Annotated in this window: 9 protein-coding genes; 5 read left to right on the forward strand and 4 right to left on the reverse strand. The window is 40.2% G+C overall.

The genetic code is table 11. The annotated features are described in order from the left end of the window. Positions 1–78: 78 nt before the first annotated feature. Positions 79–960, reverse strand: coding sequence for an NAD(P)-dependent oxidoreductase (locus LACPOB_RS0105710; protein WP_017867871.1), 882 nt, complete (start codon positions 958–960; stop codon positions 79–81). Between the two features lie 310 nt (positions 961–1270). Here LACPOB_RS0105710 and LACPOB_RS0105715 point away from each other — a divergent pair, with 310 nt between their 5' ends. From LACPOB_RS0105715 to LACPOB_RS0105730, 4 genes are all read left to right on the forward strand, one after another. Further along, on the forward strand, positions 1271–2473 hold the full coding sequence (locus tag LACPOB_RS0105715; RefSeq protein ID WP_017867872.1) for an MFS transporter: 1203 nt from the start codon (positions 1271–1273) through the stop codon (positions 2471–2473). A gap of 257 nt (positions 2474–2730) precedes the next feature. Next, a complete protein-coding gene (locus LACPOB_RS0105720; RefSeq protein WP_017867873.1) occupies positions 2731–4725 on the forward strand; it encodes a heavy metal translocating P-type ATPase in 1995 nt (664 codons plus the stop codon). A 148-nt stretch (positions 4726–4873) separates the two neighbouring features. Next, positions 4874–5494, forward strand: a complete 621-nt coding sequence (locus LACPOB_RS0105725) for a cyclodeaminase/cyclohydrolase family protein (protein ID WP_017867874.1) — start codon at positions 4874–4876, stop codon at positions 5492–5494. Beyond that, positions 5491–6327, forward strand: coding sequence for a bifunctional 5,10-methylenetetrahydrofolate dehydrogenase/5,10-methenyltetrahydrofolate cyclohydrolase (locus tag LACPOB_RS0105730; protein WP_017867875.1), 837 nt, complete (start codon positions 5491–5493; stop codon positions 6325–6327). Before LACPOB_RS0105725 ends, LACPOB_RS0105730 begins: the two co-directional genes overlap by 4 nt. 190 nt (positions 6328–6517) lie before the next feature. On the opposite strand, the gene LACPOB_RS0105735 is transcribed toward LACPOB_RS0105730, so the two are convergent. The 3 genes from LACPOB_RS0105735 to menB all read right to left on the reverse strand — a co-directional run bounded on the left by LACPOB_RS0105735 (position 6518) and on the right by menB (position 10086). Next, complete coding sequence (locus LACPOB_RS0105735) at positions 6518–7546, reverse strand: zinc-binding alcohol dehydrogenase family protein (protein WP_017867876.1); 1029 nt, start codon at positions 7544–7546, stop codon at positions 6518–6520. A 257-nt stretch (positions 7547–7803) separates the two neighbouring features. After that, positions 7804–9252, reverse strand: coding sequence for an o-succinylbenzoate--CoA ligase (locus LACPOB_RS0105740; RefSeq protein WP_017867877.1), 1449 nt, complete (start codon positions 9250–9252; stop codon positions 7804–7806). Positions 9253–9264: 12 nt separating this feature from the next. Next, positions 9265–10086: a 1,4-dihydroxy-2-naphthoyl-CoA synthase gene (gene menB / locus LACPOB_RS0105745; protein ID WP_017867878.1), complete on the reverse strand. Its 822-nt coding sequence runs from the start codon at positions 10084–10086 to the stop codon at positions 9265–9267. A gap of 34 nt (positions 10087–10120) precedes the next feature. Here menB and LACPOB_RS13030 point away from each other — a divergent pair. Further along, the coding region (locus LACPOB_RS13030) for a PaaI family thioesterase (protein ID WP_040532808.1) at positions 10121–10348 on the forward strand (228 nt) is incomplete at its 3' end.

Here is a 10348-nt window from a genome sequence, read left to right on the forward strand (position 1 = left end):
AACCGCCGTCAAGAATAAAAATCAACGCGATGACAAATAACAAGATTTTATGTGAAGTACTTGAAGCTTTTAAGTTCACTACTTGTTCTCCTTGTCTACTTTAGAATAAGTGTTGATCAGGCCTTGTGTTCCCTGGTCACCGAGGTCATAAACATCAACCATGACTTCATACAAACGTTTAGCATTAGCCGTTGCGGATAGATCAAGTCCCATCTTATCTGCCTCTTGTAAGGCGATCCGCAGGTCTTTTAAGAAATGCCGAGCAAAGAAACCAGGTGTGTAATCATCGTCTAAGATCCGCGGGCCATAGTTTGACAGGCTCCAGTTTTGTGCCCCCCCGGCACTTAATGCGTCAAGAACTTTGTGTGGATCAAGTCCTGCCGCTTTAGTATAAAGTAAAGTTTCAGTTAATCCAGTCATTGTACCAGCGATCATGATCTGATTAGCCATTTTGGCATGTTGTCCAGCTCCGGCAGGGCCAAAGAGAGTAACTTTTTTACTAATTTTTTCAAATAGTGGCTTGACTTGCTGGTAGGCTGTTTCTTGTCCACCGACCATCACTGTTAATGTCGCGTTTTTAGCTCCAATATCTCCACCTGAAACAGGAGCATCCAACACTTTAATACCTCTGCTGGCGCCATATTCAGCGATTTTTTGGGCCAAGGATGGTTTGCTGGTAGTCATGTCGATCAGGATCGTTTGTTCATTGCTGCCGGCAAAAATACCGTCGTCTTCAAAGTAGACCTGTTTTACATCATTTGGGAAACCGACCATGGTGAAAACTACTTCGCTTTGTTCAACAACTTTTTTGGGAGTATCCGCCCAAGAAGCACCCGCCGTTACTAATGCTGCTGTTTTCGACTTGGTACGGTTAAAGACGGTTAGTTCGTGTCCTGCATCTAGCAAATTTTGTGCGATGGCAGCACCCATAACGCCTGTTCCGACAAATCCAATTTTCATATATCTCGCCCACCTTATTTTTATATTATAGCTACTATCATATAACGGTACGGTAACTTCAAGCAAAATATTTGCAGAGATTTTTTTGAAAGTTGATCTTAAGCCAAGAACATGGTCGTGCGATCAACGAATTTTTTATGGACTTTGTTTATCTTTTTTTGTTATACTGATATGGTTTAGACTCACAAAAAACAAAAAATCGTGTTTAATGTTCGTATGTTGCCTATATCCAGTGAGAATTTACGGGTGTACAAGAGCAACATAGCAAGACGAAGAAATTTATTGATCATTATGTTAAGGGGGAGATCAGTTGTCAAAAACAGTTAAAAAGGCTATTTTTATTTTAATTTTTAGTGAATTTTTAGTTTGTTTAGGAATTTCAATCGTTATTCCTGTTATGCCTTTTTTGCGAAATGAATTACATTTGTCCGGATTTAGTATGGGAGTTATGAATGCGTTGTTTGCTTTTGCACAATTTGTAGCTTCCCCGATCATTGGCAGGATCTCAGATAAAATCGGACGTAAACCGATCCTAATTTTAGGGTTGTTTTTATTTACTGTTTCCGAATATTTATTTGCGATTACTAATCAATTGATATTGTTTGACGTTTCGCGTGTCATTGGTGGTATTTCTGCTGCTATGATCGTGCCAACTGAAATGGCCTTAGCGGCCGATATAACAACTAAAAAGTACCGTGCACGTGCCATTGGCTGGTTATCAGCGGCCTTTTCTGGTGGTTTGATTTTAGGGCCTGGTCTGGGTGGTTTGTTAGCCAATATTGACTATAAGTTGCCATTTTGGTTCTCAGGTACTTTGGGGATCATTAGTATGATAGCTATGTATTTCATGCTACCTAAAAAGTTGGAAGAACAAAGATCGATCGAAGACGAGGTCGATGTTGATGCACAGGGTGCTTTAAAACAAGATGATAGTATGTTGAAAGTATTGGGCAAATCGGGGATCGTTTTATTTGTTTTGATATTTGTTTCATCTTTTGGTCTTCAAGGATTCGAAAGTATCTATAGCTTATTTGTCAACCAAGTTTATCACTTTAGTTTGAATAATATTGCTTTAGTTTTAACGCTTAACGGTGTTTTGTCCTTGTTCTTACAGGTCGCCATGTTTGATTGGTTAGTTTCTAAATTGACCGAAAAGAGTTTGATCAAATATTGTTTCTTACTGTCACTTATCGGTACGATCTGGATTTTAAATGCTCATACCAAAGTAGGTGTCATTTTAGCAACTTTGTTGGTTTTTGAAGCATTTGATCTGATCCGTCCAGCGATCACAACTATGCTCACGAAAATTAGTCCGCGCAACCAAGGATTTATCAACGGCCTAAATATGTCATTGACTAGTGTTGGAAATGTGGTCGGACCATTAGTTGCTGGGGCTTTATTAGACCTTCATCCAAATTATCCATATATGATCGTAGCTGTGTTCTTGGCAGTTTCATTCTTGATCACATTTATGATCAAGTCCCCTAAGGGTGGGGATACGATCGTACATTAAAAATAAATTTTATTTTGGAATGAAGGACCTGCGACATAACTAGCTATGCGATTCTACAAGGGCCGTCGATCTATCCCATTAGATGGGTTAAATCGATGGCCCTTAAACGTGTCTTAAAAAATTGAAGCCTTATTGTAACAACTTCAAAGCATCTTTTGTTGCACTCTCATTAATATCACAAGTTGATTACTTGAGTTTATAATTTGCAAAATGTAGTCTTAAATTGATGAAAGTACCAACGGAAGGGAGTTGTTAGTATGCAAATGGATATGGAGCATGATGACATGATGATGCATGGTGGTCATATGATGCATATGGGTAATTTAAAACAGAAATTTTGGGTATCGTTAGTTTTGACTATCCCGGTGTTATTGATGTCATCGATGATGGGTATGAACCAGCCATTAATTGATTTTAAGGGTAGTGACTGGTTAGTAGCCGTTTTAGGGACGGCGATCTTCTTTTATGGAGGAAAGCCCTTCTTTTCGGGTGCAAAAGGGGAATTACAGAATAAACAACCAGCGATGATGACTTTGATCACAATGGGGATCACAGTGGCATATGTTTACAGTATTTATTCAGTGATGGCTAATAATGTCTTTAATGTAAGCCCTCATGTGATGGATTTTTTCTGGGAATTAGCGACATTAGTTGATATTATGTTACTTGGCCATTGGATCGAAATGAATGCGGTCATGAATGCTGGCTCAGCTTTAAATGAATTAGCAGAGTTATTACCGAATCAAGCACATTTGTTAGATAAACAAGGTAATGTGAAAGATGTTGATCTGCAAGATGTAACGGAAGGTGACAGTTTGTTAGTCCGGGGTGGTGAAAAAATCCCAGCAGATGGAACGGTGACGGACGGTGGATCTGCAGTTAACGAATCTATGGTCACTGGCGAATCCCAACTAGTGCAAAAAAAGACGGATAGCAAAGTTTTTGGTGGTTCAGTTAATGGTGACGGGACGATTCAACTTAAAGTTACTGGTACTGGGGAAAACGGTTTTTTAGCTCAGGTTTCCAAGATGGTCGAATCGGCTCAAAATGAAAAATCAGGTCGAGAAAATTTGGCTGACCGTGTTGCTTCATGGCTTTTTTATATTGCTTTAACGATCGCAGTCGTGAGTTTGCTGATATGGTGGGTGACAAGTGGTTTAACAACAGCCTTACCGCGAGCAGTGACTGTTTTGATCATTGCATGTCCGCACGCATTAGGCTTGGCGATCCCACTAGTTGTTGCGCGAAGTACTTCATTAGGAGCTAAACAAGGACTCTTGTTGCGGGATAGAAATGCAATGGAACAAGTGACGGATTTGAAATATGCCTTGATGGATAAAACGGGAACTTTAACAGAAGGTGATTTTAAAGTAACTGATTATGGTAGTTTAGTTTCAGATAAGAAAGACCTTGCTGTGTTAAAGACAATGGCTACACTAGAAGCCGGTTCATCTCATCCTTTGGCTGTCGGTATCACTAAAAAAGCAGATGAAGAAAAGATTGCTTATCAAAATGTCAGAAGCCAACAGATCAAAGGAGTGGGTTTGAAAGGCAGAATTTCTGGAAATGAATATTTGATCGTGTCACCGAATTACGTCACACAAAATAAGCTTGAAGTAGATCAAAAGCGTTTTAAACAATTAGTTGATTCAGGTAATTCATTAAGTTTCTTAGTTGAAAAAAAGTGCGTGCTCGGATTTGTCGCGCAAGGTGATCAGATCAAACCAGCAGCTAAACAATTACTAGATACCTTAAAAGATCAGGGGATCATACCAGTAATGTTAACAGGTGATAATCAACCAGCAGCTAAAGTGGTGGCTGACCAGCTTGAACTAACTGATTTCCAAGCAGAATTATTGCCAGCGGATAAAGAAAAGGTCGTACAGCAGTATCAAAAACAAGGAAAAGTAATGATGATCGGCGATGGAGTTAATGATGCACCAAGTTTGGCGCGGGCGGATATTGGGGTTGCGATCGGTAGTGGTACCGATGTTGCTATTGAGTCGGCTGACTTAGTTCTGGTGAAAAGCGATCCGCATGATATTATTAAGTTTCTTGAATTAGCACGTCAAACGACCCGCAAAATGACACAAAATTTATGGTGGGGAGCCGGATACAACATTATCGCACTACCCCTAGCAGCCGGAGTATTGGCACCCATTGGTTTTGTATTAAGCCCCATGTCCGGAGCGGTTTTGATGTCGTTAAGTACGATCATAGTGGCGATCAACGCATTGACTTTGAAAATTTAGTCAAAGTTAGCGATAATATAAAAGAGGTGAGGTGAGACGAATAAGAAGTAAGCGACGACGCTTGTCTCACAACACTGGAATAATAACGGCACGGGAAAATTTAACTTTAGCTTAGTTTGGCTAAGTTTAATATAGAGGAGCGAAAATAATGTCACAAACAATCGAAGAATTTACTGCTGACTTGGCTTCAGCAGCACCAACACCGGGTGGGGGTTCTACAGCAGCCTTAGTAGGTGCGTTAAGTAGTGCATTAGGTGAAATGGTCGGACACATTCGTCAGGAAAAGCTGGACGAATCACGTTTGACTGAGTTAATTGCTGAAATGACAGTTAGCCGGACAAAGATGCTTTCTTTGATTCAAGAAGATGAAAATGCATTTGAAACATTTACTGTGGCTTTGAAGATGCCAAAGGAAACCGAAGAGCAAAAGACTAAGCGGGCAGCTGAAATGCTTCATGGGTTGATAGTTGCAGCTCAGCCGCCTTTAAAAATTGCTCAGACAGCAACTAAGATCTTACATCAATTAGAGGAAATGAAAAAATATTCTTCTAAATCATTATTAAGTGATATTGGTAGCGGAACAGCACTAGCTGAAGCTGCTTTAAAGGCTTCGGTCTTAAATGTTTACGAGAATACTCGTATGATGAAAGATAAAGATCAAGCTGCTAGCCTAAATAAAACAACGGATGATGTTTTGGAAGAAGGCCTAAAAATCAGCGCTAGCTTATATCCAGCAATGCAAAAGGCGGCTAGAGGTGAAAAAGCGTGAGCCAATTACTCAAAGGTAAGCCTGTAGCGGCCGAATTATTGCAAAAAACTGTAGAAATAGTGGATTCACTTTCAGTTCCCCCAGTTATTTCTTTAGTCAGAGTTGGTACTGATCTTGCCGCTAAAGGTTATCAAAGAAGTGCCAGTAAATTATTAAAACAAGTGGGGATCAATGTCAAACCAGTGATTTTTGATAATCAGATCACTATGAATGAGTTTAAACACCAAATTGAGAAATTAAATGCTGATGATAAGATCAATGCAGTTTTGTTGCTAGAACCACTGCCGAATAGTTTAGCGTTAACTGATGTGCAAGATCTATTGGAGCCTAATAAAGATGTCGATGGTGTTACACGGATAAATTTAGGACGGTCATTGTCGCCGCGAGAAGGTGACTTAGTCCCTCTAACAGCTGCGGCTGTGATGGAACTACTTGATTTTTATAATATTACCTTAAGTGGCAAGCATGTTACTTTAGTTGGTGATAGTTTGACAGTGGGGCGGCCTTTAGCCAATTTGTTGTTAACACAAGATGCGACGTTGACGGTTTGTGACAGTCAAACACCAAATGTGGGGCAGTTCACTCGTGTGTCAGACATTGTCATTATGGCAGTCGGTAAACCAGCTTTGTTGACAGCTGAAATGGTCAATGACGACGCAGTGGTGATCGATGTTGGCACAAATTATGATCAAGAAGGTAAGCTTGTAGGTGATGTGGCGCCTGAAGTGGCTAACAAAGTAAAAGCATTAACACCAGTGCCCGGTGGCATAGGGGCGCTGACTACGACTTTGCTGGCATATCGAACTGCAAAAATTGCGGCTAAATTTGGATAATAAAATGAGAGTATGACAAAAGATGCTTTGAAGCCGATTTGTAACGATGATTGTGTTATTACATTAAGGCTTCAATCTTTTGGAACACGTTTAAGGGCCGTCAATTTAACCCAAATGGGATAAATCGACGGCCCTTTTTAGGATCGCATAGTCAAATTGTTGCGCTCTTGTTTTTATTTGTAAATGTTATTTATTTCGTTAACACGATTTTGCCTATCGTGTGTCCTTCTTCAATCATTGTGTGAGCTTTTTTAAGGTTAGTAGCATTGATACCAGAAATTTTTTGGTTAAGGGTGCTGCGTAAAATACCACTATCAAGTAAAGCAGCAATACGTTGCAAGATCTCATGTTGGCTACTTAAGTCATCCGTTTGGTAAAAAGCCTTGGTAAACATCCATTCCCAAGCAAATGTAACTCGTTTACGTTTAAGTGCGGTTAAGTTCAACGGTTTTTGATTACTGGTAATAGAAGAAATTTTACCATTTGGCGCGATCAATTCAACCATTTCATCCCAGTGATTATCCAAATTATTGAGCTCCAAGATATAGTCAACGTTTTGATAACCTAAATTGTGGACTTCATTTATCAGGTCTCGGTGATGATCAACAACTTCGTTTGCGCCGTGTTGTAAGGCCCATTCTTTAGTTTCAGGTCGTGAAGCACTGGCGATCACATGTAGCCCAGCATAATGGGCAAGTTGAGTTGCAATCGATCCGACTCCGCCCGCACCATTGATGACCAAAATAGTTTTTTCATGGTTTAGATCGTGGTCTTTTGGATCGATCCCAAGTTGTTCAAACAGGGCTTCCCAAGCTGTTAAAGAGGTTAGCGGCATGGCAGCTGCGTGTGCATCGTCAAGTTTGTCAGGGGCTAAAGCGACGATTCGTTCATCAACTAATTCAAAGTCACTATAGCTGCCAGGTCGGTTGAATGAACCGGCATAATAAACACGGTCACCAATGTTAAATAATGAGACATCTGGACCGATCTTAACTACAGTACCAACAGCGTCAAAACCTAAAATGCGTGGTTTTTTAGTCACATCTTCACCATTTTTTCGTGTAGCGATGTCGACAGGATTCACAGAAATAGCAGAAACTTGAACCAGAATATCATGTCCGCTAGGAGTGGGACGAGCTAGAGTAACATCTACTAAGCTTTTTGGATCATCAATCGTCAAATGTTGGTAAAAGCCAACAGCGTTCATTTTTTCGGACATAAAAACATCTCCTTTAATAACAAGATAAAAAAGATCAAAATTTGAGTGCTAAAAGACTTTGTATTGAACCATGGTTTTAAGCGAAAAAACTGGGAATTGTGTTTCCTGATGTAAATAAGAAGGGCGGAACAAGTTTTGACTTGTCCCGCCCGATCAAGGATAGCGTGCGACCTAACAAATCAATTGCACCTCAAGTTTATTTTACAACTGTCAATAAAACTTGCAAAGAAATGTACTTGTGTGACTTCACGCTTAATTTATTGTAGTTCATTTACTTCATTTTTATCTAACATTTCCCTTAGTTTAAAACGTTGTAGTTTACCACTAGCGTTATGTGGGAATTCATTGATCAAATAGAAGTTTTTAGGAACCTTGTAATGTGCTAAACGTTGACGACCATAATCACTCAAATCTTTCGCTAACAACGTTTGCTCATTTGGAATTACAAAAGCAACTGGTTTTTGCTGCCATTTATCATCAGCTACACCGACTACGGCAATATCTGATACAAATGGGCATTGTGCATAAGCTGCTTGAACTTCATCGGGAAAAATATTTTCCCCTCCAGAAATGATCATATCATCGCTGCGGCCATCGACATAAAGAAAGCCTTCAGCGTCCAAACGGCCCACATCACCAGTTTTAAACCAACCATCGACCGTGATCTTAGTTGCGTATTTTTCTGGTTGACCTAAATAACCGGGAGATAAAGCAGGCGTTTTTAGTTGGATCTCGCTTGTTTTTTCATCTAAACGTAGTTGTGTCAAAAAGAGTGGCTTACCGGAAGACCCAATATGTCTTTGAGCATCTGAAAATGACAGTGCCACGATCTGTGAACAAGTTTCTGTCATCCCATATGACTGGACTACAGGTAACTGCATTTTTTCACATTGCTGCAAAGTTTCCTGGTCGATCGGGCCACCACCCAGTAGCATTCCACGAAACTTTTCATTATAAGTATCGCCGGTTTTTTGCTTGATAGCTAACAACTTTTTTAGCATGTAAGGCACGACTGAAATCATCGTGATCGGTTCTTTGACTAAAATCTGATGTATCTCTTCTTCATCAAAGTTGCTAACTAAACGCACGGTCATACCGTAGATCAATCCACGCATCATGATAGAAAAACCGCTGATATGAAAGATCGGGACTGTACAGATCCATTCATCAGCTGATGTTACCCCTAAATTCAAAGCAGAGGCCATCGCCGAATTAAAGTGATTGCCAAAAGTTTGGATCACACCTTTAGGTCGACCAGTTGTCCCAGAAGTATACATCACACTTGCGGCAGTTTCCAAATCAAACTCAAGGTGTTTGGGTAAAGCTTTTTCAGATGCAAAATTGACCTCACTAAATGAGATAGTTCGACATTTTAATTCACTGACATTGAGTCGGTCTTCATACAGGCACACATCGACCTGGCTGTCAGCTAACTGATAATTTAATTCAGTTGCAGATAAACGACGATTTAACCAGATGATCGTGTGACCAGAATTTAAGACGGCCATTGCGATTAAATAGCCAGCCACTGAATTATTAGTTAAAATTGCGACTCGTTGATTATTTAAAGCAGATAAATCATTTAGTTTATTTGCCAACTGATCAGATCTTTTGGCAAGTTGTGCAAACGTTAGTGATTGTTTTCCATCTGTGATCGCCGTTCTAGACCCTGCTAGAGTGGCTTGTTTTTTAATCCAATTGTCCATCTTTATACCCTTTTATGGAAACTTAGGATACTTGTCAAAGTCAGGCTTACGTTTTTCGTTGAAGGAGTCACGGCCTTCTTTACCTTCATCTGTTTGGTAAAACAACATCGTAGCGTCGCCACCTAGCTGTTGGATCCCAGCCAAGCCATCAGTGTCAGCATTCATTGCAGCTTTGATGAAACGCAATGCAGTTGGTGACTTTTCGAGTATCTCATAGCACCAGTCAAGTGTGACAGATTCAACGTCATCCAAAGGTACAACCTTATTGATCCAGTTCATTTCGTAAGCTTCTTTTGCAGAATAGAAGTGGTTCAAGAACCAAACTTCTTTCGCACGCTTATGCCCGATCACGCGTGCTAAGTAACCCGAACCGTAACCGGCGTCAAAACTGCCGACCTTAGGACCAGTTTGGCCAAATTTTGCATTATCAGCAGCAATGGTCAAATCACAAACGAGTTGTAAAATGTTACCACCACCAACAGACCAGCCTTTGACCATTGCAATTACTGGCTTAGGGATAATACGGATCAAATGCTGCAAGTCTAAAACATTCAAACGAGCAACTTTATCTTTGCCGACATAACCGCCGTTACCACGTACACCTTGGTCACCGCCAGAAGAAAAGGCTAGGTCGCCGGCTCCGGTTAGAATTATGACGCCAATTGTGCTATCATCACGACAGATAGTAAAGGCATCGATCATTTCTTCAACAGTAGTTGGGGTGAAGGCATTACGTTTTTCTGGACGATTCATTGTAATTTTTGCAATTTTGTCAGCCCTTTCAAAAATTATTTCCTCGTAATCCTTGATTTTTTCCCAATTTACAGATGTCATTAAATTCAATCCTTTCGAAAGTTGGTAATATTTTATGTCAGATCTAGTAAATACTTTAGGGATCAAAGTAGTTTCTCTCTCATCTAACGAATCCATTATATCACTTAAAGTCTCTGATGAGATAAAACAGCCTCATGGAATTGTACACGGAGGAATAAATGCTGTTTTGGCGGAAACGGCGGCTAGTTTGGCTGGTGCACAAAATGTCCCCGAAGGTTCAACGGTCGTGGGCGTTGATTTAACGACACACCATTTACAAGCC

It is taken from the genome of Ligilactobacillus pobuzihii E100301 = KCTC 13174 (assembly GCF_000349725.1).
Lineage (GTDB): Bacteria > Bacillota > Bacilli > Lactobacillales > Lactobacillaceae > Ligilactobacillus > Ligilactobacillus pobuzihii.